Source organism: Planotetraspora mira (genome assembly GCF_016863275.1).
In the GTDB taxonomy this organism is placed as follows: domain Bacteria; phylum Actinomycetota; class Actinomycetes; order Streptosporangiales; family Streptosporangiaceae; genus Planotetraspora; species Planotetraspora mira.
This window is the reverse complement of the sequence record NZ_BOOO01000027.1, coordinates 134,551-155,698: the sequence shown is the minus strand read 5'-3', so window position 1 is coordinate 155,698 and position 21,148 is coordinate 134,551. Positions and strand designations below refer to the sequence as shown.

20 protein-coding genes are annotated in these 21,148 nt (G+C 71.4%); 8 read left to right on the top strand and 12 right to left on the bottom strand.

The window, feature by feature from the left end:
* The 3 genes from Pmi06nite_RS24775 to Pmi06nite_RS24765 form a co-directional block, all read right to left on the bottom strand.
* A partial coding sequence (locus Pmi06nite_RS24775; RefSeq protein ID WP_203955498.1) for an SGNH/GDSL hydrolase family protein occupies positions 1-882 on the bottom strand: 882 nt, incomplete at its 3' end.
* The gene (locus tag Pmi06nite_RS24770; protein ID WP_203955497.1) at positions 869-1,438 is read right to left on the bottom strand and encodes a PadR family transcriptional regulator; all 570 of its coding nucleotides are present in this window, start codon (positions 1,436-1,438) and stop codon (positions 869-871) included. The genes Pmi06nite_RS24775 and Pmi06nite_RS24770, both read right to left, overlap by 14 nt.
* Positions 1,439-1,737: 299 nt before the next feature.
* Positions 1,738-3,141: an amidase gene (locus tag Pmi06nite_RS24765; protein WP_203955496.1), complete on the bottom strand. Its 1,404-nt coding sequence runs from the start codon at positions 3,139-3,141 to the stop codon at positions 1,738-1,740.
* A gap of 183 nt (positions 3,142-3,324) precedes the next feature.
* On the opposite strand from Pmi06nite_RS24765, the gene Pmi06nite_RS24760 reads away from it, so the two are divergent.
* A complete protein-coding gene (locus Pmi06nite_RS24760; protein ID WP_203955495.1) occupies positions 3,325-3,555 on the top strand; it encodes a hypothetical protein in 231 nt (76 codons plus the stop codon).
* Positions 3,556-3,566: 11 nt separating this feature from the next.
* On the opposite strand, the gene Pmi06nite_RS24755 is transcribed toward Pmi06nite_RS24760, so the two are convergent.
* Positions 3,567-6,914 (bottom strand): ATP-binding protein, encoded by a 3,348-nt coding sequence (locus Pmi06nite_RS24755; protein WP_203955494.1) that lies wholly within the window; start codon positions 6,912-6,914, stop codon positions 3,567-3,569.
* 163 nt (positions 6,915-7,077) lie between these two features.
* Between Pmi06nite_RS24755 and Pmi06nite_RS24750 the strand changes: the two genes are divergently transcribed.
* A complete protein-coding gene (locus tag Pmi06nite_RS24750) occupies positions 7,078-7,956 on the top strand; it encodes an alpha/beta fold hydrolase (protein WP_203955493.1) in 879 nt (292 codons plus the stop codon).
* A gap of 15 nt (positions 7,957-7,971) precedes the next feature.
* Here Pmi06nite_RS24750 and Pmi06nite_RS24745 read toward each other — a convergent pair whose 3' ends face one another.
* Together Pmi06nite_RS24745 and Pmi06nite_RS24740 are read right to left on the bottom strand one after the other, a co-directional pair.
* Entirely contained in the window at positions 7,972-8,466 is a 495-nt protein-coding gene (locus Pmi06nite_RS24745; RefSeq protein WP_203955492.1) for a cupin domain-containing protein, read from the bottom strand.
* Between the two features lie 48 nt (positions 8,467-8,514).
* A complete protein-coding gene (locus Pmi06nite_RS24740) occupies positions 8,515-8,886 on the bottom strand; it encodes a DUF4267 domain-containing protein (protein ID WP_203955491.1) in 372 nt (123 codons plus the stop codon).
* Positions 8,887-8,971: 85 nt separating this feature from the next.
* Here Pmi06nite_RS24740 and Pmi06nite_RS24735 point away from each other — a divergent pair, with 85 nt between their 5' ends.
* The 3 genes from Pmi06nite_RS24735 to Pmi06nite_RS24725 all read left to right on the top strand — a co-directional run bounded on the left by Pmi06nite_RS24735 (position 8,972) and on the right by Pmi06nite_RS24725 (position 12,571).
* Positions 8,972-9,544, top strand: coding sequence for a TetR/AcrR family transcriptional regulator (locus tag Pmi06nite_RS24735; RefSeq protein WP_203955490.1), 573 nt, complete (start codon positions 8,972-8,974; stop codon positions 9,542-9,544).
* A 261-nt stretch (positions 9,545-9,805) separates the two neighbouring features.
* Positions 9,806-11,443 carry a ribosomal protection-like ABC-F family protein gene (gene abc-f / locus Pmi06nite_RS24730; protein ID WP_203955489.1) on the top strand — a complete coding sequence of 546 codons (1,638 nt, stop codon included), beginning with the start codon at positions 9,806-9,808 and terminating at the stop codon, positions 11,441-11,443.
* 39 nt (positions 11,444-11,482) lie between these two features.
* A complete protein-coding gene (locus Pmi06nite_RS24725; protein WP_203955488.1) occupies positions 11,483-12,571 on the top strand; it encodes a DNA glycosylase AlkZ-like family protein in 1,089 nt (362 codons plus the stop codon).
* On the opposite strand, the gene Pmi06nite_RS24720 is transcribed toward Pmi06nite_RS24725, so the two are convergent.
* Positions 12,547-13,329, bottom strand: a complete 783-nt coding sequence (locus Pmi06nite_RS24720) for a MerR family transcriptional regulator (RefSeq protein ID WP_239114181.1) — start codon at positions 13,327-13,329, stop codon at positions 12,547-12,549. The two genes, Pmi06nite_RS24725 and Pmi06nite_RS24720, sit on opposite strands and share 25 nt — an antisense overlap.
* Positions 13,330-13,398: 69 nt before the next feature.
* On the opposite strand from Pmi06nite_RS24720, the gene Pmi06nite_RS24715 reads away from it, so the two are divergent.
* Positions 13,399-14,382: an ABC transporter ATP-binding protein gene (locus tag Pmi06nite_RS24715; protein WP_203955487.1), complete on the top strand. Its 984-nt coding sequence runs from the start codon at positions 13,399-13,401 to the stop codon at positions 14,380-14,382.
* Entirely contained in the window at positions 14,379-15,230 is an 852-nt protein-coding gene (locus Pmi06nite_RS24710; RefSeq protein WP_203955486.1) for an ABC transporter permease, read from the top strand. The genes Pmi06nite_RS24715 and Pmi06nite_RS24710 overlap by 4 nt, the downstream gene beginning before the upstream one ends.
* 11 nt (positions 15,231-15,241) lie before the next feature.
* Here Pmi06nite_RS24710 and Pmi06nite_RS24705 read toward each other — a convergent pair whose 3' ends face one another.
* The 3 genes from Pmi06nite_RS24705 to Pmi06nite_RS24695 form a co-directional block, all read right to left on the bottom strand.
* The gene (locus Pmi06nite_RS24705) at positions 15,242-16,042 is read right to left on the bottom strand and encodes a helix-turn-helix transcriptional regulator (protein ID WP_203955485.1); all 801 of its coding nucleotides are present in this window, start codon (positions 16,040-16,042) and stop codon (positions 15,242-15,244) included.
* A gap of 116 nt (positions 16,043-16,158) precedes the next feature.
* Positions 16,159-16,827, bottom strand: a complete 669-nt coding sequence (locus tag Pmi06nite_RS24700) for a response regulator transcription factor (protein WP_203955484.1) — start codon at positions 16,825-16,827, stop codon at positions 16,159-16,161.
* The gene (locus Pmi06nite_RS24695; RefSeq protein ID WP_203955483.1) at positions 16,824-18,002 is read right to left on the bottom strand and encodes a HAMP domain-containing sensor histidine kinase; all 1,179 of its coding nucleotides are present in this window, start codon (positions 18,000-18,002) and stop codon (positions 16,824-16,826) included. Before Pmi06nite_RS24695 ends, Pmi06nite_RS24700 begins: the two co-directional genes overlap by 4 nt.
* Before the next feature lie 52 nt (positions 18,003-18,054).
* Here Pmi06nite_RS24695 and Pmi06nite_RS24690 point away from each other — a divergent pair, with 52 nt between their 5' ends.
* Positions 18,055-18,834, top strand: a complete 780-nt coding sequence (locus tag Pmi06nite_RS24690) for an ABC transporter permease subunit (RefSeq protein WP_203955482.1) — start codon at positions 18,055-18,057, stop codon at positions 18,832-18,834.
* Positions 18,835-18,837: 3 nt separating this feature from the next.
* On the opposite strand, the gene Pmi06nite_RS24685 is transcribed toward Pmi06nite_RS24690, so the two are convergent.
* A complete protein-coding gene (locus Pmi06nite_RS24685) occupies positions 18,838-19,989 on the bottom strand; it encodes an ArgE/DapE family deacylase (protein ID WP_239114180.1) in 1,152 nt (383 codons plus the stop codon).
* Positions 19,990-20,004: 15 nt separating this feature from the next.
* Complete coding sequence (locus tag Pmi06nite_RS24680; protein WP_239114179.1) at positions 20,005-21,099, bottom strand: diaminopropionate ammonia-lyase; 1,095 nt, start codon at positions 21,097-21,099, stop codon at positions 20,005-20,007.
* Positions 21,100-21,148 lie beyond the last annotated feature (49 nt).

Sequence of the window (21,148 nt, the reverse complement as noted above, 5' to 3'; positions counted from 1 at the left end):
GCCACACTGCCCGGTGCCACACTGCCCGGTGCCACACTGCCCGGTGCCACACTGCCCGGTGCCACACTGCCCGGTGCCACACTGCCCGGTGCCGGCCATCGTCCGAACGGGGAGAAGGTTCGGACGTTTGGCGGTGCGGCCGTCCCCGGAGGAGCGGCCCCGCAGGCGTCTGCCCAGCCACGGACCGAGGAAGGCCGCGGCCCAGCGCAGCTCACCGTGGACGGCATGCCATCCCGCGGGCGGAGGGCTCTCCGGCGGCAGGGAGTGTGTCCAGGAGTCGTCGCTGCCGGGCAGGGCAAGGGCGTGCGCGACCGCGGCGGCGATCCGCTGGTGGCCGAGCGGGCCGGCGTGGAGCCGGTCCTGGGACCACAGGCGGGGATCGGTGACCACCGGGTGGTGGCTGGTCTCGGCGACGATGACCCCGTGATCGCGGGCCGCGTGGCGGATCCGATGGTTGAGTGCGGTGATGCGGGAGCCGAGCGGGCGGGCGATGGGGATGATCCGCGTCATGTCGGGGAAGGTGAGCGTGGCGACCCGCGCGCCCTGCGCGGTGAGGGCGGCGAACATCGCCTCCAGATGTCCGGCGACCTCGTCGGCGTCGAACCGCGGCCGCATCAGGTCGTTGACCCCGGCGACCACCGTGGCCAGGTCGGGCTGGAGGGCGAGGGCGGGTGCGAGTTGCTCGGCGTGGACCTGTCCGGCCAGGCGTCCTCGTACGGCGAGGTTGGCGTACCGCAGGTCGGGGCTGTGCCGTACGAGCTGTTCGGCGAGCCGGTCGGCCCAGCCTCGCAGCCCGACGATGTCGTCGCCGTCGCCGAGGCCCTCGGTCTGGCTGTCGCCCAGGGCGACGTAGCGGAGGTAGTGCCGGTCAGTTCCGGACATGGGCGCCTTGCCTCTCTCGCAGGACGGCGGCCGCGCGTTCGCACCAGTCGCGGTTGCCGTGCTCGAAGGCGAGGCCGCGCAGGCAGGTGAGATAGGGACCGATGCGCTCGCCGTGGCGCAGGAACTCCTCTTCGGTGCGGTCGCCCCGCATGGTGTGCAGCAGCCTGCCGAACAGGTCGATCTTGGCCTGCGCGAAGGCGGAGCGCTCGGTCAGCCGCGCGATCAGCGTCTCGGTGTCGACGTGGTCCGCGGCCTGGACCTTGACGAGCAGGTCGTCGCGGATGAAGGAGGGCTTGGCGGCAAGGGCGGTGAAGTGCTCCAGCTCGGCCAGGCCGGCGTCGGTGACCCGGAACAGCCGCTTGTTGGGCCGGTTGTCCTGGACCACCTCCCGGCCCGTGACCAGCCCGTCCTGCTCCAGCCGGGTCAGCTCGGCGTACAACTGCTGCGGCTGGGCGTGCCAGAAGTTCGCCACACCCAGGTCGAACGCCTTGGTCAGCTGGTACCCGCTCAACTCCTCGTCGAGCAGCGCCGCCAGCACGGCATGCCGCAAGGCCATCGGATCGCCTCCCCCAGTGTCTATCAGCACCTTCTCAGATACTCATGATTCTGAATAGCCATATTCATGAGTACCAAGATGCCAAGACGATCACCTGCCCCGTCGAGGACCGTAAGGACTTCGGCACTTCAACGCGACCTGCCTGCCGGCCGGCCGGCGCCGCCGACGCCACGCGATGAGGCGGCCGGGGCCGGGTGGTGGCCGGAGCCTGACGCCGGAGTCCGCGGATGCGGGGGCAAGGGGCCGCGTTTTCGTTTCTCATGGAATCTCGGTGACCTCACGGTCGGACCGGGGAGCCCTCAGCGTGGGTCGATCGGCGTCAGCGCCCCGGCTGACGCCTCCACCACCTCGGCGGCGTCGAGGCACAGATCCTCGCGGAACCTCGGACCGATGATCTGCACGGCCTGCGGCAGGGCGCCGGCGGTCCCGACCGGCACGGCGACCGAGGGCAGCCCGAGAAGGTTGACCGCCACGGTCATGCGCATCGTGTCCGGCCAATCGGCCAGCCACCGGGGGTCGAGATCCGATCCGACCCGGAAGGCCGGACGCGTGCGGATCGGCGCGAGCACCAGCGGAGTGCGGCTCATCCACGCGCTCCACAGGCGCGCGATGGACGCCCGTTCCATCATCGGGTCGAACGCCTGCTCGCCCGCCGCTCGGGTCCAGATCGGCTCGTACACCTCCCAGAAGCGCACGAAGCCGGGAGACGCGATCGTCTCGACAGGAGGTTGCTCCCGATGCACCCGCCCGTGATTCGACATGATCTGCGTGTAGATCTCACTCGCGCGGGCGAGTGCCGGGGCCCGGCCCTCCTCGACGAGGTAGCCCGCGTCGGCCAGGATCGCGGCCGCGCGCGTCAGCGCGGCGGCCACTTCAGGGGCCGTCTCCGCTCCGTCGAGATAGGTCACCACGCAGACCCGGACCGGCGCCGGCAGGGGCGGACCGTGCAGGGCCACCGGCGCGTGCCAGGGGTCCCCGCCGGGCCGCCCGCACATGTGGCCGAACGCCAGGCGCAGATCCCTGACGTGCCGGGCGATCGGACCGTGGACGCCGAGCAACTGGAAGGCGAAGGGGGTCGGCCCCGACACCCGCTCCCCCACCTGGGCCACCCTGCCCAGCGAGGGTTTCAACGCGCTGACGCCACAACACTGGGCGGGCCAGCGCAACGAGCCCGCGCCGTCGTTCCCGATTCCGAGCGGGGACATCCCCGTCGCCACCGCGGCCGCCTCTCCGCCACTCGAGCCGCCCGGCGTGTGCTCGGCCGACCAGGGGTTGACCGTCGGGCCGTGCAGCGCGTTGTCGGTGTGCCAGCGCATGCCGAACTCGGGCATGTTCGTCCGCCCGATCGGGATCGCTCCCGCCGACCGCAACTCGGCGATGGGGGGCGCGTCCGCCGGCGCCCGCGCCTCCCGCAGCGCGACGATCCCCATCGTCGTCGCCGACCCCTCGACGTCGATGTTCTCCTTGATCGTCATCGGCACGCCACACAGGGGGCCGACCGCCTCACCCCGTGCGCGCGCCTCGTCGGCCGCGGCCGCCGCGGCGAGCGACTCCTCCCCCGACGTGACCGTGATCGCGTTCACCCGGGGGTTCACATCGTCGATCCGGCGTAGGTGCGCCTCGATCACCTCCCTGCACGACGCCTCCCCACGGCGGATGAGGTCCGCCAGATCCCACGCGCCCAATGCCCACAGCTCCGTCAACACGCCCTCCTCGGTGGCCGTGCCGGGAAATCTAGAAGCGAACGCCGGAAAAGAGCAGTCTTGTCTTCTTCGGGGGCGTCAGCCGTCCACCGCGAACCCCCGGATTCCCACCGGTCGGCGGGGACTCGGAACCATCGCGGTCACACCATGGCGATGCCGGGCCCGAGGCTCCACACTGTGGGAGTGACAGACCATCTGAAACGAATCAAGCTCGACATACCCGACGGACTCGAGTACGCGCCCGTCCACGACATGCACGGCCACGTGGTGACGGTCTTCGAGTCCACGGAGATCGACGGTCACCGTTCATTGAAGATCGGGAGCAGGACCCTTCAGCTCCGGAAAGTGGGAGTCGACAAGGAAGCGGAGATCGAGGTCTTCCGGGCCCAGTCCATTTCGGAGGCGTCCTACTGACGCCTCTCCCCTCAGTCGACCGGGAGTGAGGCGCCAAGGCGGTCGAGCGCGTCGCGCGCCCCTGCCGTCCAGAGCGGTGAGCCGGCCTTGTCCGCGATCGTCGACGCCTGCCGGTAATGGTCCGCGGCGTCGTCGCGGCGTCCGAGAGCCACGGCGAGATCGCCGAGGTGGAGCGCCACGGGGCCGAGGGTGAGCAGCCCGCTGCCCGCTCCGGCCAGTTCTCCGCCGGCAGGCCGCAGCCGGGCGTAGGCGTCCTCCATCGCCGGCCGGTCGCCGACGCCGATCGCTGTCAGGGCGGCAAGGCAGGTGCGCGCCTCGTAGAGCAGGTCGCGTGGCGAGTCGGGGATCGCCTTCGCGGCCGCTTCCGCTTCGTCGCGGCGGCCCGCAGCGAGCAGCGTCACAGGGCGGGCCCATCGCGCGTACGGGCCCCAGTCCGCCTCCTCGTCCGTCTCAGGTCGCCCGCCTTTCTGGATGCGCAGGCACAGCAGGGCCATGGGGAGGATGCCGTGCTCCACTCCCGGCATCCCGCTGCCGGCGAGGGCGGCGCTCGCGGCCCGGTAGGCGGCCTCCGCCTCGGCCGAGTGGCCGCCGACGGCCAGTCGCAGGGCGGCGTACCACCGGGTGAACACGCCCACGAGCGGGATGTCATATCTCTCGGCGAGACGGTCCACGGCGGCGGTGTGCGTGTCGGCCACGGCGAACTCGGCGAGCGCCGAGTGGGCCTGCACGAGGATGAGGTGGCCGAGCACCTCGAAGCTCACCAGGTGGTGCCGGGTGGCCAGATCGACCAGTTCGGCGCCGATCCGTGCGCGTTGCGGGGCCATTCCCGCCCGTTGGAAGGCCTGCATGAAGCGGCCGTTGAGGGCGAAGGCGAGCAGGGACGGATCTCCCAGCCGGCGGGCGATCGTCTCGGCCTCCCGCGCCGCCCGGCTTCCGCGGTCGGTGGGGATGCCCCGCAGTTCCAGGGCGAGCGTGCTCAGCAGGCGGCCGCGCTGTGCCTCCTGGCCCTCCGGGAGTGCGGTCAGCGTCCGTTCGATCGCATGGACGATCTGCCGGGCGAGGTCCTCGTCGTCGTTGCGGGTCCAGATCGCGGGCACGTCGAACGCACTGATCACCTCGGCGGTCACCTGCGGGTCGCCCAGTTCCTCCGCTGCGGCGATCGCCTCGGCGCGGTGCCGCCGGGCACTTTCCAGACCGCCGGTCACGGCCTGTGCCCTCACCATGCCCATGACCGCCTCCAGCCGGCCGCGCACGTCGCTCTGCCCGGCCCGGTCGTGGGCGGCGACGGCCTGGCTCCACAGTCGCGCCGCTTCGTGCGGGGCGAATCTCCGCTCGGCCTCGAGAGCCGCCGCGCGGGCGTAGCCGGCAGCCCTCACGGCGGTGAGCCGGCTCTCGGCGCGGCCGAAGTGATGCGCCAGGGAGGTGACGTCGCCGGGGTGCAGTCGTTCGAGCGTCTCGGCCACGGCCGCGTGCCAGCGAGCGCGGCGCGGCCTGGAGATGTCGTCGTAGAGCGTGTCGTGCACCAGCGCGTGGGCGAACCGCAGCCGGCCTGGTTCCCGTTCGGTCAGGAAGCCCGCGAGCAGCGCGGACTCCAGGGCGTCAAGGAGGAGGCCCTCGTCCTCCACCAGGGCGGCCAGCACGTCCACGTCGATGTCCCCGCCGATCACGGCTGCCTGCCGCAGCACTCCCTGTGCCGGTCGCGGCAACCGCGCCAGGCGATGGCGGATGACGTCCCGCACGCCGGGGGGAACGGCGTCGAGCGCCGCGCGTCCCTCGGCGTCGACCAGCCGCGCGAGTTCGCGGACGAAGAACGGGTTGCCGCCGCTTCGCCGGTGGATCACCTGCGTGGTCCGGGCGTCCACGTCTCGCCGGATGACGGCACGGACGAGTTCGTCCGTGGCCGCCTCGGGCAGGCCGCCCACATAGACCCGGAGCGGTTCCACGCGGGCGAATCGGGCGAGCGCCTCGGTCAGACCGGAAGAGATCTCGGTGGCCCGGTAGGTCCCGACGAGAAGCACCGGCCCGGCGGCGGATTCCGCGACCAGGGTGGTGAGCAGGTCCAAGGTCTCCTCGCCCGCCCGGTGCAGGTCGTCGAAGACCAGCAGCACCGGCCCCCGCTTCGCCACTTCGCCCAGGTGGGAGGCGGCCGCGTGGTGCGCACGGAACCTGGCCACAGCCCGGTCCGCGGACGTCGCGGATTCCGCGCCGGGACCGGGGCCTTCCGGCGAAACAGCCGGTGCGGGCTCGGTCCCGGCCAGGTCGCTGAAGATCTGGATCCACGGCCAGGCGCCGGGCGCCCCGTCGTGCTCGGGGCTGCGCCCCCACGCCGTCGTCCAGCCCCGCGCCGCCAACGTTTCCGACAGCGCCTCGGCGAGCGCGGTCTTCCCCGCGCCGGCGTCGCCGGAGATCAGGGCCAGCCCGAACCCGCCCTGCTCCGCGGCGGCCGCGGCCGCCGTCTCCAGACGCGTCAGCTCCTGCACGCGGCCGACGAAGGGCCGTCCGGCAGGTTCTGCGGTCGTCGTGTACGGCACCGCGACGTGCCGCGGGCCGGTGTCTTCCGCCCGGACAGGCGCGGTGAGGTGGGGTGCCTGGGCGAGGATGTCGCGCTCCAGCCGCCGCAGTCCGGGGCCGGGATCCACACCCAGCTCACCGGCCAGCACCTCCCTGGCCCGGCGCAGGACGGCGAGGGCATCGCCCTGCCGGCCCGACCGGTACAGCGAAAGCGCCAGCAGATTCCAGGCGTCCTCGCGCAACGGGTGATCCGCGGTGTGCGCCTCCATGTCGGGCACCGCCTCGGCGGGACGCCCCAGCGCGAGCAGAGCCTCAGCCCTCCGTTCCACCGCCAGCAGCCGCAGACCGTCCAGACGGGTGATCTCTCCGCGCGCCCACCCCTCCTCGGCGAACTCCGCGTACGCCGGACCCCGCCACAGGGTGAGCGCCTCCTCCAGACCGGTCAGCGCCTCCCCGGCCCGTCCCGCCGGCAACGACGAGCCCGCCTCGCTCACCATCGCCTCGAACCGCCAGGCGTCCACCGATTCCGGGGCCGCCCGCAACGCGTAGCCGGGTGGCGCCGTCACCAGGAGCCGGGCGGGCCGCCGGGGAGGCCGGTCGGGTTCCAGCGCCCGGCGCAGGGCCGAGACGAACGTCTGGATCGCCCCGACCGCCCCATCGGGGGGCAGATCCCACAGGTCGCCGACGAGCCGGTCGACCGGGACGACTCTGCCCTTGGCGACCAGCAGTCGCGCCAGCACCGCCCGGTGCCGGGGCCCCTTCAAGGGAATCGGCCCGTGCCCGTCCGAAGCCTCCAGCGGACCCAGCACGCCGAAGGTCACCGGTGATGCCCCCGTCTCCCCGGTCATGTCGCCCAATGTATCCGGGCGTCTCACGTGCGATCGGGTCCGGCGGACCTCCTCAGTCGCCGCTCAGTCTCCGCTCAGTCGCCGCTGATCGGCTGCTGAGCGCCGGCGCGCACGCTGGTTCCACGACCGGCGCACCGGCGCCGGCCCAGTGAAGGGACCTCGCGTGGAACCCAGGATCGACGGATTCGACTACCAGCGCGTCACCGTCGCCGACGGCGTGTCGCTCAACGTCGCCGCGGGCGGATCCGGCAGCCCCGTCGTGCTGTTGCACGGCTTCCCCCAGACCCACCTGATGTGGCGGCACGTCGCCGCCGACCTGGCCGCTGATCACACCGTCATCTGCCCCGACCTGCGCGGCTACGGTGACAGCGACAAGCCGGCCGACCCTGATGGGAACGCCTACTCCAAGCGCACCATGGCCGCCGACGTCGTCGCCCTCGCGCGCTCCTTCGGCCACGAGCGCTTCGCCGTGGCCGGCCACGACCGGGGCGCCCTGGTCGCCATCCGCGCCGGGCTGGACCACCCCGGCGCGATCACCCATCTCGCCTCGCTGGACGTCCTGCCGACGCTGGACATGTGGGACGTGATGCACGGCACCTCCGCCGCCGTCGGCTTCCATCTCTATCTGATGGCCCAGCCGTACGGCCTGCCCGAGCGGATGATCAGCGCGAGCGCGGACGCGTTCTTCGGCCACTTCCTCGACATCTGGACCCGGAATCCGGACGCGATCCCCGCCGACATACGCGCCGCCTATCTGAAGGCGTCCCGTGGAGCCGTCGACTCCATCGTCGCCGACTACCGGGCGTCCGCCGGCGTCGACGTCGAACACGACCAGGCCGACCGTCGGGCCGGGAACGGGCTGAGCATGCCGGTGACCGTCATGCAGCAGGACTGGGGCGCGGTCCTGGGCTTCGACGCCACAGCCCTGTGGGGGGCCTGGGCCCCCCACCTGGAACACATCCCCGTCTCTTCCGGCCACTTCATGGCCGAAGAAGCCCCCGCCGACGTCGTCAAGGCGCTGCGCGATCTCCTGGCCAGGTAGGGACGGCCCGCGCCTTCAGGACCTGACGTCGTTCCAGGCCGTGCTGTTCAGGAAGTAGGTGTCGTAGAGGTCCTGGACCTCCAGCAGGCTCTCCGGCGGCACCTTCCCGTAGGCGATGCGCTCCAGATGCCGGAAGTACTCGAACCGCTCGACGCCCGGGGTGATGACGATGAGGATGTCGGCGTTCTCTCCGGGGGCGGCGGCGAAGGCGTGTGCGAGACCGGGCGGCACGATGACCAGGTCGCCGCGTTCGGCGGTCACGACCTGCTCACCGGACAACAGTTGCGCGGTGCCGTCCAGCATGTAGAACAGCTCGGCGGAGCCGTCGTGGCGGTGCGGCTTGGCGCCGTCGGCGCCGTCCAGCAGGCTGACCCGCTGGGTCGACAGCGCCCCGCCGGTCGAGCTGCTGTCGGCCAGCAGCCGGATGGTGATCGGGGCCTGGCCGATCACTTCGGCCTCTGCGGATCGGACGATGACGGACTCGTCGAACTTCGGCACGATCAGCGACATCTGGGTGACTCCTTGCTTGAGGGGGTTGCGTGCGGAGGACTGCGTCTCTCAGACGGCGAAGAGCAGGGCGGCGCTGATGAGGACGATCACGGCGGTGGCGAAGTGGATGCCGAAGGCGACCGCCTTGGTGCCGCCGTGACGCAGGACGATGAGGGTGTCGCCGAGGGGGACGAGGGCGACGATGAGCATGTACCAGGCTTCGGCGCGGGCACTCACGAAGGCGAGCAGGGCGAGGCCGAGCAGGCCGTAGGTCAAGTCGCGCAGGCCCTTGATGGTGAGGTAGGCGGCGTCGCCGTCCTCCTTGGCGGACACCCCGTAGCCGGCGGCCGAGGCACGGGGCACCACCAGGAACCGGACCCCGATGAAGATGATGAAGAGGTTGAGCAGGATGGCCAGTCCGTACGCGGTGGGGGTGAGCACGACGTTCTCCTTGCTAGCAGCGCTAGGTACAAGAGCGATACTAGCATAGCCTCGACAGATACACTAGCGGCGCTAGACTGACGCCATGTCCATACAGGCGCGCCGGGAGCGCGAGCGAGCTGAGCGTGAGCAGCTGATCGTCACGGCCGCGCGGGAACTGGCCGAATCGGAGGGCTGGGACGCGGTGACCACGCGACGGCTCGCCGAGGAGATCGAGTACAGCCAGCCCGTTCTCTACAGCCACTTCAAGGGCAAGGACGCGATCATGGCCGCGGTCGCCCTGGAAGGCTTCGCCGACCTCGCCGTCGAACTGCGTGCGGCCCGTACGTCGGAGACCGACCCTCGCCGGGCCCTCGCCGCCGTCGGCGCCGCGTACGCCGTGTTCGGCGAGCGGCGGCCCGCACTCTACGACGCGATGTTCACGCACGCCGTCGACCTGCGGTTCGACAATGCCGAGACGCCGCCCGCCCTACGGGAGGCCTTCGGCGAGTTCCTCGAGGCCGTACGGCCCCTGGCGCGAGACGACGACCTGGAGACGCTCACCGAGACCTTCTGGAGCGGGCTGCACGGGCTCCTCACGCTCATGCGCAACGGCAGGCTCAGGCGCGACCACCATGAGCAGCGGCTGGCGCTGCTCCTCAGCCGCTTCTCGGGCTGACCCCGCCGTCCGGCCGCCGTACGGAGACACTCCCCCGTTCCCATCCATGGGGGGAGACGAAGTAAGGTGGTTGGCCAGTGATCGGGACAGGGAGACCACACGTGGCGGGTGACGACGACATCTCCGGGTGATACCGGAAGTGATCGGCCACCGGCGGGCGCGCAGGAGCGTCGCCGCCGTGGCCGCTTCGTCGTTCCATGAATCCCTGTTCCCCTGCTGGGCGTCCCCGGCACGCCCGCATCACACTCGAGGGCCTCTCGCATGTCCGACGCGTTCATCATCTGCTCCAACCTCTCTTTCTCCTGGCCCGATGACACCCCGGTCTTCCAGGACCTGTCCTTCACCGTGGGCGGCGGCCGTACAGGGCTCGTCGCACCGAACGGCGCGGGGAAGAGCACTTTGCTCAAGCTGATCGCCGGCGAGTACCGGCCCGGCGGCGGAACCGCATCCGTCAAGGGGGTGCTCGGCTACCTCCCGCAGAGCCTGCCCCTCGTCGGCGACCTGACCGTCGCGGAGGTCCTCGGGATCGCTCCGGTGATCAGGGCGCTGGACGCCATCGAGTCCGGAGACGCGAGCGAGGAGCATTTCACCACTGTCGGCAACGACTGGGACATCGAGGAGCGCACCCGCGCCCAGTTGGACCGGCTCGGCCTCGGAGACGTCACACTCACCCGGCACCTGCGCACCCTCAGCGGCGGCCAGGTCGTCTCCCTCGGCCTGGCGGCGCAACTGCTGAAGCGGCCCGACGTCCTGCTGCTCGACGAACCGACCAACAACCTCGACCTCGACGCCCGGCGCAAGCTGTACGGCGTGCTGGAGGACTGGAACGGCTGCCTGCTGCTGGTCAGCCACGACCGGGCGCTACTCGACCGCATGGACCGCATCGCCGAACTCGACCGGGGCGAGGTCCGCTCCTACGGCGGGAACTTCACCGCTTATGAGGAGGCCGTGCGCGCCGCGCGGGAGGTGGCCGAGAAGAACGTCCGCAACGCCGAGCAGGAGGTCAAGCGGGAGAAGCGGGAGATGCAGCAGGCCCGCGAGCGGGCCGAGCGCCGGGCCGGCAACGCCGCCCGCAACCTCAAGAGCGCCGGCCTGCCGAAGATCTTCGCCGGGAATATGAAACGGGGCGCCCAAGAGTCGGCGGGCAAGTCGAACGAGACGCATGCCGCGCGGGTCGGTGACGCCAAGGCCCGGCTCGACGAGGCAGGCAGAGCTCTGCGCGAGGAGCAGAAGATATCGCTGGAACTGCCCGCGACCAACGTCCCGGCCGGACGGACGGTCTTCCTCGGCGAACGGATACAGGTCCACTACGGTGACCGGGCCCTGTTCACCGGTGAGGGCGCCGACCTGGTGATCCGGGGGCCCGAGCGGATCGCCCTGACCGGCCCCAACGGTGCCGGCAAGTCGACCCTGCTGCGCGTGATCAACGGTGAGGTGGAGCCGGAGGGCGGCGGCACCAGGCGGGCCGACGGGCGGATCGCCTCCCTGTCCCAACGGCTCGACCTGCTGGACCTCGACCGGACCGTGGCGGAGAACCTGGCCGAGTTCGCGCCCGGGAAGCCGGAGGCGGAGCGGATGAACCTGCTCGCCCGATTCCTGTTCCGGGGCTCCCGCGTTCATCTCCCTGTCGGAGTGCTGTCCGGAGGCGAGCGGCTACGCGCGACCCTGGCCTGCGTCCTGTACGCCGAGCCGGCACCGCAGTTGCTGCTGCTGGACGAACCCACCAACAACCTCGACCTGGTCAGCGTCGGTCAGCTGGAAAGCGCGCTCAACGCCTACGAAGGCGCGTTCGTGGTGGTCAGCCACGACGAGCGGTTCCTCGCGGAGATCAAGGTGGGCCGCTGGCTGCGGCTCGCCGACGGCCGCCTGATGGAGACGGGAGCACCCGGCGGCGGCTGAGGCACGCGCGGACGGCCGCTCGGCGCTTAGAGTGACGCCGTGGCGGACGTCATCACCGTGGACAGGGCTCACTGGCTGGGCTTCAGGTGGCGGGGGCACGGCCTGGACGGCCGTTCCCACACGGACGTGCTCGACGACCTCCTGCTTCTGGGATTCCAGGACAGTCGGCAAGGCGGCGCGAAGCAGTCGCTGATCCAGCGCACGAGCAGAATCGGGTCGACGGGCGTCGCCACGGCGATCTCTCCCGATGGGCCGCTGGTCAGTCTGTGGTCGGTGCGTGGGGCCCCGCACGCGCACCGGGCGGCCCATCTGGACTTCGTCCGCGACGCGCTCGGCCCCCGGGAATCGGACGAGGGCGGCGCCGCCCATGTCGAGGCGGTGGAGGCGGTGGCCGCCGCCCTGAAAGCCGTGGTCACCGCCCCGACGTCGAAGGCGGAGGCCAGCAGCGGGGTGGCCGACCGTGTGCCGGCCGCGCTGGTGGATTGCCCAAGCTGCAAGGCTCGCCATGTTCCTGACGCGTTGTTCCGCGCGGCCGGGCGTCAGGCGCAGATCGTCCTGGGCCCCCAGGAGCAACGGGCGACCATGCTCCACCCGGCTCCGGATCACCCGCAGGAGAGGATCGGCCACCCGCGACTGGCGTTGCTGAACGCCTACCTCCGGGTGAACGGCCCCACCGGCAGGACGCTGTTCCGCGACTGGATCGAGGGCGGCACCGAGGCCGTCGCCGGCCTGTGGCAGGAACTGGGCGGCGGCCTGGTCCGGGTCCAGATCGACGGCCGGCGCTACGACCTGCCCGAGGCCCTCGTGGACGCGGTGCGGACGGCGCCCGAGCCCTCGGGGGTCGTCCTCGTCCCGCCCAACGATCCCTACCTGCGTCAGGTCGACAGGACCTTGCTCGTCCCCGACAGCAGGCGCCGCAAAGAGGTGTGGCGGGCCATCTCGGGCCCGGGAGCGCTCCTGGTCGACGGTGAGGTGGCCGGGACCTGGCGCTACCGCCGCGGCGACCACGAGGTGACCATCACTCCCTTCACCGGTCTGGCACCCGCGCAGCGTGTGAAGGCCGGCAAGAGCGCCGATCTCGTCGCCGAAGCCTCCGGCGACGATCAGCCGGCGGTCACCTGGGCCTGAGCTCCCGTGTGGTCGGTGACGTAGCGGTTCAGGTGACCGGCGCCCTCCAGCATGGCGGCGGCCGTCCGGGTCAGGGCGGCCCGGCGATCGGCGATGGCGGCGCGCAGCGCCTCGCTGCTGCCGGTACGGCGCAGGCCCTCGAGGACGGCCCCGATCTGGGCCAGGCGGTATTGCCCCTGCCGCAACATGCCGACCATGCGGGCGTCCCGTACATCGGCCGGGTCGTAGCGTCGGTATCCGGTGCCGGCCTCGCGCCGCGGCGTCAGCAGACCGGCGGCCTCCCACACCCGCAGCGCCGACGTGCGCACGCCGAGGTGGGCGGCGACCTCTCCGATACGCATGCCGGAGTACGGCGCCGCCGAGGCGTCGGAGGCCTGCCCCGCGACCGCTTCGAGCGCCTCACCCGTCGCCTGGAGTGAAAGGCGCTGCTCATGCAGCACGGCGTGACAGGCGTCGACGAGGGCCAACGCCCGCGGAAGGTCGCCGGAGTGCAGGGCCAGCATGATCGAGCGGGCGGCGTCCCACCCGTATCCCTTCGCCAGCGCCCGATAGGTGAGCAGCGCGTCGCGATGCCGTGCGTCGAACACGCGGTAACCGGCGGAGGTCCGCCCCGTGGGCGGCAGGATGCCCGTGTCGGCGTAGTTGCGGATCTGCTGGGTGGAGACGCCCGCCGCCCGCGCCAGGTCGACCGGGCGCAGCGCCGCACGCGTCATCTCGCCGACAGGGTCGGCACCGCGATTTGAGGGTTGAGCGCCCATGTCCCCACCATATGCGAGTGATCATCATCGGAACTCTAAATAGCCAAGTTCAATGAGACGCTTGAAGGCATGGATGCAGGTGACAACGACCACAGGCCAGGAGACCCCGTCCGTCCACTCCCCCCGAGTCAGGGCGCCGAGCCGGTCATCGAGACCCACGGCTTGCGCATGCGCTACGGGTCCGCCGACGTGCTCCACGGGGTGGACCTCCGCGTGCACCAGGGCGAGGTGGTGGCCCTGCTGGGCCCGAACGGCGCGGGCAAGACGACGACGATCGAGATCCTGGAGGGGTTCCGCCGGCGTTCGGCCGGCGAGGTGCGCGTGCTGGGCGTGGATCCCGACGACGGAGACGAGGCGTGGCGCGCCCGGCTGGGCATCGTGCTGCAGTCCTGGCGCGACCACGGCAAATGGCGGGTCCGCGAGTTGCTGGACCACCTCGGCCGCTACTACACGCCGTACGGCACGCCGCGCCGCGCCCGGCCGTACGACGCCGGCGAACTGCTCGGCCTCGTGGGTCTGACCGACCGTGCGGACGCGGTGGTCGGCACTCTGTCCGGCGGGCAGCGACGCCGGCTCGACGTGGCCATCGGACTGGTGGGCCGGCCGGACCTGCTGTTCCTCGACGAGCCGACCGTCGGATTCGATCCGCAGGCCCGGCGCGAGTTCCACGAACTGGTGCAGCGTCTGTCGGATCTGGAGGACACCGCGATCCTGCTCACCACGCACGACCTGGACGAGGCGGAGAAGCTCGCTGACCGGATCGTGATCCTGGCGGGCGGCCGCATCGTGGCCGACGGCAACGCGGCGGAGCTGGCCGGACGGGTCTCCGGCAAGGCCGAGGTCCGCTACAGCAGGGACGGTGAGCACCATGTCGAGTCCGTCGAGGACGCCACCGGCCACGTGCGTGAGCTGTTCGCCACGTACGGCGAGGCGATCGGCGACCTGGAGGTGCGCAGGATCAGCCTGGAGGACGTCTACATGACGCTGGTGCACGAATTCGAGTCCGGACGGCGCACGGAGGCGCCGAGCGAGCTGACGGAGGTCGCCCGATGAGCTCTCGCATGGTCGCCGTCCGCGCGGGCCTGCAGCGCGGCTGGATCGAGTTCCGGCAGAGCACGACCAACGGGCAGGACCTCTGGTCGGTGATGTTCTTCCCGATCATCTCGCTGGTCGTCATGTTCCTCCTGCGGCACAACACGGTGCCGGGGACCGGTTTCTCCCTCGGCTCGCAGTCGATCCCCGGCATCTTGGGGATGAACGTCGTGCTCAACGGGATGGTCGCCCTGGCCCTGTCCCTGACCATGGACCGCGAGGACGGCACGCTGCTGCGCGCCAAGGCGACGCCGAACGGGATGATCGGCTACCTCACCGGCAAGGTGCTCAGCAGGACGGGCACCGCCGTGGTGGGGCTGCTCATCCCGCTGATCCCGGCACTGTTCCTGTTCGACGGGCTGGAGTTGGGCGGCGTGTCGTCGTGGGTGACGCTGGTCTGGGTGCTGGCACTCGGCCTGGTCGCGCTGCTGCCGATCGGGGCCGTCCTCGGCTCGGTGTTCAACACCGCTCAGGGCATGGGCTTCGTCACGCTGCCGATCATGATGCTCATGGGCGTCTCGGGCGTGTTCTACCCGATCAGCGCGTTCCCCGAATGGCTGCAGTGGCTCGCCCAGGTCTTCCCGCTCTACTGGCTGGGCCTGGGACTGCGCTCGGCGATGTTGCCGGAGACGCTGGCCGCCACCGAGGTCGGCGAGTCCTGGCGGCACCTGGAGACGATCGGCGTCCTGGGCCTGTGGGCGATCGCGGGACTCCTGCTCGCGCCGGTCGTGCTGCGCCGGATGGCACGCCGTGAGTCGGGCTCCGCCGTCGCCGTACGCCGGCAGAAGGCGATGCAGCGGACGATGTGAGGGACGAATCCCTAGGAGATGAGCTCGCGTAGCTTGGCCACGGCGTCGTCGGACGGGTTGTCCCTCAGGGAATGGCAGACCAGGATGGTCTGTCCGGGTGCGCTGCTGATCGGCAGGGTCTCGTAGGTGAGCTTCAGGTCGCCCAATTCGGAGTGCCGGAGGCAGACCAGCCCGCGACTGTTGGTCCCGACATCGTGCCGCGCCCACATGCGGCGGAATTCGTCACTGCCGGAAAGCTCCTCGATCAACTCGAGGAGGAAGGGGTCGTCGCTGTGCGGTCCCGCGGAGGCGCGGAAGTGGGCCACCCACTTGCCGACCGCACTGTCCCAGTTCTGGTAGAAATCGGGCTCGTAGAAGGCGTGCCGCAGCAGGTTGTCGGCGTATTCGGGATTGCCGTAGGCACAGATGCTGGCGGCCAGCCGGTTCTTGAAGATCACGTCGAGTCGGCGGTTCAGCACCAACGCCGGGTAGGTCCAGCTCAGCATGAGCTCCATCAGGGCCGGGTTGATCTGGTCGGCGCGGTCGGCGGGTACGACCCTGCGCTTGCGAGGACGTACGAGATCGTGAAGGTGTTCGGTGGCCTCGGGGCAGAGCTGGAAGACCCGCGCCAGAGCTTCCAGCACCTGCTCCGACGGATGGCACTCTCTGCCCTGCTCGAGCCGCATGTAGTAGTCGATGCTGACGCCGGCCAGCTCCGCCACCTCACTGCGGCGCAGTCCCGGCGTCCGGCGGCCGTCGAAGTGGGGCAGCCCGACCTGATCAGGGGTCGTGGCTTGGCGCCGAGCGCGTAAGAATTCCCCCAGAGCGCTCATCCAGACAGGTTAATTATTAATAGGCCAAACCCATGCAAAGCGATCCAAAATTCGTCGCCTCGGCCGGGGATGAGACCGGCTGCACCTCCCCGGAAGGTCGCCCACTGCGGCACTCCCTAACTGAGTGGGCCGGCGATGCGGTAGCCCACACCGGGTGTGGTCGTGATGATCGAGGGGTCGCCGAGTTTGCGGCGCAGGCGGCCGACGGTGACGGTGACGGTGTTGGTGAACGGGTCGGCGTGTTCGTCCCAGACCTGTTCGAGCAGGTCCTCGGTGCTGAGGTGGGCGGGGGCGGCGCGGAGGAGGGCCTCGAGAAGGGCGAATTCCTTGACCGACAGGTCGAGCCGGCGGCCGTCGCGGGTGGCCGTGCGGCGCAGCGGGTCGAGTTCGACGCCTGCCGCGCGCAGGGTCCGGGCGCGGGCGAAGGGCTGGCGGCGGGCCAGCGAGCGGATGCGCACGACCAGTTCAGGAAAGTGGAAGGGCTTGGCGAGGTAGTCGTCGGCCCCCAGGGTCAGGCCGCTGACCCGGTCGCCGGGCGAGCCGGCCGCGGTCAGCATCAAGACCATGACCCGGTCGTCGCGTTCAGTGATCATCTGGCAGAGGGTGTCGCCGTGGATCCCGGGCAGGTCGCGATCGAGGACGACCACGTCGTAGGCGTTGAGGTCGAGTTTGGCCGCGGCCTCCAGGCCGTCGTGCGCCACGTCCACGGCCATGCCCTGATCGCGTAGGCCCTCGACCAGGACGGCGGCGAGGGACCGCGCGTCCTCGACCACCAGCACCCTCACGCCGGGACGCCTGCCTGCGCGGCCGCCGAAGGCAGGGAGACGGTGACCCGGAGCCCGCCTTCTGGCCTGGCACGCAGGTCCAGACCGCCGCCGTGCGCTGTGGCGACGGCCGCCACGATCGACAGTCCGAGCCCGGAGCCGGTGTCGGAGCCGGTCCGGTCCGCGCCGAGCCGCTGGAACGGCTGGGCGAGCAGTGCGAGCTGCTCCTGGTCGAGAACCCGTCCGCCCGTCTCCACGACGAGCCGCGCCGTCGCGCCGTCGGCGGTGGCGGCGACCCGGATCCAGCCGCCGTCGTGGTTGTGGACGATCGCGTTGTCGATCACGTTCTCGACCATGCGGGACACGAGCGTCCGGCTTCCTCGTGTCCAGGCGCCGTCGTGGACGTCGCCGTCGTGGACGGTCAGGCTCCTGCCGGCGATGTCGTCGGCCCGGGTGGCCAAGGCCGTGGAGACCACGCGGCCGAGCGAGATCGTCGCGCGGTCGGACAGATCCCCGTGCTGGGTGCGGGCGAGCACGAGGAAGCCTTCCAGAAGCCGGTCAACCTGGTCGAGCTCGGTGCGGAGCCGGTCGGCGAGCGCGACCGTCTGCGCCGGTACGGGCTCCGGCTTGGCCACGGCCACGTCCAGCGATGCCCGCATGGTCGCCAACGGGGTGCGCAGTTCATGGGAGGCGTTGGCGACGAACCGGCGCTGCGCGGCGAAGGAGCCCTCCAGGCGTTCCAGCAGACCGTCGATGGTGTCGGCGAGGTCCTTCACCTCGTCGGCCGGGCCCGCCACGGCCAGCCGCTCGTGCAGGTTGTCCGCGGAGATCCGCCGCGCGGCCGCGGTGATCGTCCGCAACGGGCGCAACACCCGGCCGGCGACGACCCGGCCCAGCAGGATCGACACGACGGCCATGACGGCGAGCGCCACCGCCGAGCCGATCAGAAGCTGGCGCGACTGCACCGCCTCCATCTCCGAGAGCCGGCTCTGGAGCAGGGCGATGTGCTCCTGGGCGGCCGCGAGCGTGGGCTGCCCGGCCGGGGGGTTCCCTCCGAAGGAGCTGACCCGCGATCCCAGGCTCACGATGTTGGTGATGGCCAGCAGCCCCACGGCGGACAGGAGGAACAGGACGCCGTAGAGGGCGGTGAAGCGCTGCCGTACGGTGCGGCCCGGCGGGCGTCGCGGATTCCTCATCAGTCCTCTCCTGTTCCGTGCTGACCACCAGGATGCCGCCCCTGACCTACGCGTGAGACGAGAACTGCACGCGGAGTGGACCAAACTGCGCACCACGAGAGGCACGGGCGGGCTGCTTCTCGGGATCATTGCGCTGACCCTCGCCGTAAGCGCCGCGGCGGTCGCCTCCGTGTCCTGCCCGGAGGCGGGCTGCGCCTACGACACCACCAGGATCAGCCTCTTCGGAGTCCAGGTGGGCCAGGCGATCGTCGCCGTCCTGGCAGTGCTGGCGATCACCGGCGAGTACGGCACCGGCATGATCCGCACCACCCTGACCGCGATGCCGCGCCGGGTCGCCGTCCTGGCCGCCAAGGCGGCCGTCCTCACCGGCCTGACGCTCGCCGCGGGAACGCTCGCCGTGCTCGCGTCCGTGCTGGCCGGGCGGCTCATCCTGCCCGGCAACGGCTTCACCGCCGCGCACGGTCACCCGCTGATGTCCCTGGCCGACGGCCCCACGCTTCGGGCCGCCGCCGGGTCGGTCCTCTACCTCGCGCTGATCGGCCTGCTCAGCCTCGGCGTCGCGACCGCCGTGCGAGAATCCGCGGCGGCCATCGCGGTCGTGCTCGGTCTGCTCTATCTCTTCCCGATCATCATCACCCTCGTGGTCTCCGGTCAGGACTGGCAGCGCCTCCTCTGGCAGATCTCGCCGACGAACGCCGGGCTCACCATCCAGGCCACCACCCGTCTTTCCAGCCTGCCCCTCAGCCCGTGGGCGGGTCTCGGCGTGCTCGCCGGGTGGGCGGCGGCGGCACTCCTGGGCGGCGGGCTGCTCCTGAGCCGGCGCGACGCGTGAACATCAGGAGCAGAAGTCCGAGATGGTGCGGGTGAGAACGTCGGTGACCTGATGCAGCGAGGCGATGTCGGCCCATTCGGTCGCGGAGTGCGCTCCCCCGCCGTCGACGCCGAAGAGCAGGCAGGGGATTCCGGCGCGGTCCAGGAGAGCGCAGTCGGTCCAGAAGGGTTCGGCGCGGATCACGGGTGGACGCCCGAGGACCGCCTCGGCATGACGGGTCAGCGTGCGCACGATGGGCGCCTCGGGATCGGCTTCGAACGGCTCACGGTGCAGATCACGGTGGAGTCGATAACGGAAGCCGGGGACACCGGCGGACAGGCCGTCGAGGATGGCGGTGAGTTCGGCGTGCACGGTGTCGGCGCTCTCCCCGGGCACCGTGCGGCGCTCGATGGTGATCCGGCACGACGCGGGATACGTGGAGGCCTCCTCGCCTCCGCGGATGACGGAGGCGTGCACGGTGCCCGCTCCGAGGAGAGGATGCGGCGCCCGCGCGAGACGACGGCCCCATTCCTCCAGCGCGACGAGGAAGTGACCCGCCTTGGCGATGGCGTCGACGCCGAGGTCGGGCCGGGAGCCGTGGGCGGCGCGGCCCTGGATCTCCACGTCCAACCAGGCGAAGCCCTTGTGCGCGAGGGTCACCTCGAGGTGGCTCGGCTCGGTGACGACGGCCGCGTCGGCGGTGAACGCCTCCAGCACCTCCTCGGTGCCGGAACTGGCGTGTTCCTCGTCGGCGACGCACGCGAGGATGACGTCTCCGCGCAGCCGGCCCCGCTCGACGGCACGGGCGGCCGCGGTCATCATGGCCGCGATCCCGCCCTTCATGTCGAAGGCGCCCCTGCCGTACATCCTGCCGTCGCGGATCTCCGGCTCGAGCGGATCGCCGTCGTAGGTGCTGAGGCCGACGGTGTCGAGATGACCGTTGAGCATGAGCGAACGGCCTCCCCCCATGCCCCGGGCGACCGCGACCAGGGAGGGGCGTCCCGGCCGCTTCTCCAGGCGGTGCACGTCGAACCCGCGTGGCGCGAGCCATCCGGCGCAGAAGTCGGCGATGCGTGTCTCGCCCGCGCCTCCGGGCACCAGATCGGGGTTGACCGAATCGATGCCGATGAGGCGCGCGAGGAGCGGCACCGGGTCCGGGCTGTTCAGGGACGTCACCTGGGCTCCTTCAGTTCAGACGGTGTGCGGGTTGGCGGCTGCGCCTTCGGTGCTGAGCAGGACCACGATCGTGTGCGGTCCCACGGCCAGAGCGGCCCGGCGCTCGGCGCTCCCGGCACCGGTGAGTGCGGCGCGCACGCCGGCCAGGGACGCGGCGCCGCACGGACCGCAGGACAGGCCGAGGGCTCCGAGGTCGCGGGCCGCGGCAGCACTGCCGGCGTCGGTGACCGCCACCGCGGCGTCCAGGCCGTCACGGAGGTACGGCCAGGCGAGGCTGGAGACCGTGCCGCAGTTCAGGCCCGCCATGGTCGTCGTCCCCGTCTCCACGCTGACCGGCTCGCGCATGGTCAGGCTCGCCAGGACGCAGGCGGCGGTGCCGGGTTCCACCGTCAGCACGGCGGGAGCGGGGAGGGATGCCGGGCGGCCGCGGTAGTGGGTGACGGCGGCCTGGGCCAGTGACCCCACTCCGGCGGGGACGGCCACCAGGCCCGGCGATCCCGCACCGCTCAGCTGCACGTCTATCTCGGAGAAGAGGGTGGAGTAGCCCTCGACGATCCATCCGGGGATCTCCTCGTAGCCGGGCCAGGCCATGTCCTGGACGAGCACGGCGTCCGGCTCGTCCGCGGATCGGGCCGCCTGCCGTACGGCCTCGTCGTAGCTTCCCCGGATCCGCTCTATCAGCGCGCCTTCGGCGCCGATGGCGGCCACGGCCGACTCGTGCACACCGTCGGGGACGAAGACATGTGCGCGGTGCCCCCGCATCCGGGCCGTCCGGGCCACCGCCCGGCCGTGGTTGCCGTCGGTGGCGGTGACCAGCCGGACCCGGGCGCCGGGCGGCCGTTCCGACAGCACCCGGTGGATCGCCCAGGAGGCGCCCAGCGCCTTGAACGCGGGCAGGCCCAGCCGCAGCGACTCGTCCTTGACGAACACCCTCCCGACACCGAGCTCGGCGGCCAGGGACGGAAGCTCGGTGAGCGGGGTGGGCGCATACCCCGGCAGGGACGCGTGGAAGTCGCCCACATCGGCCGGAGCCGGGGCGCAGGTCCAGAGACGGGCCGCGGGACGGGCGAACCACGGAAGGCCGCGCCGCACGCCAGTGGAGGTGATCACACGTTCACGGTGCCCGTACGCCCTGCCGCGCGTCCAGTGATCGGGCGGG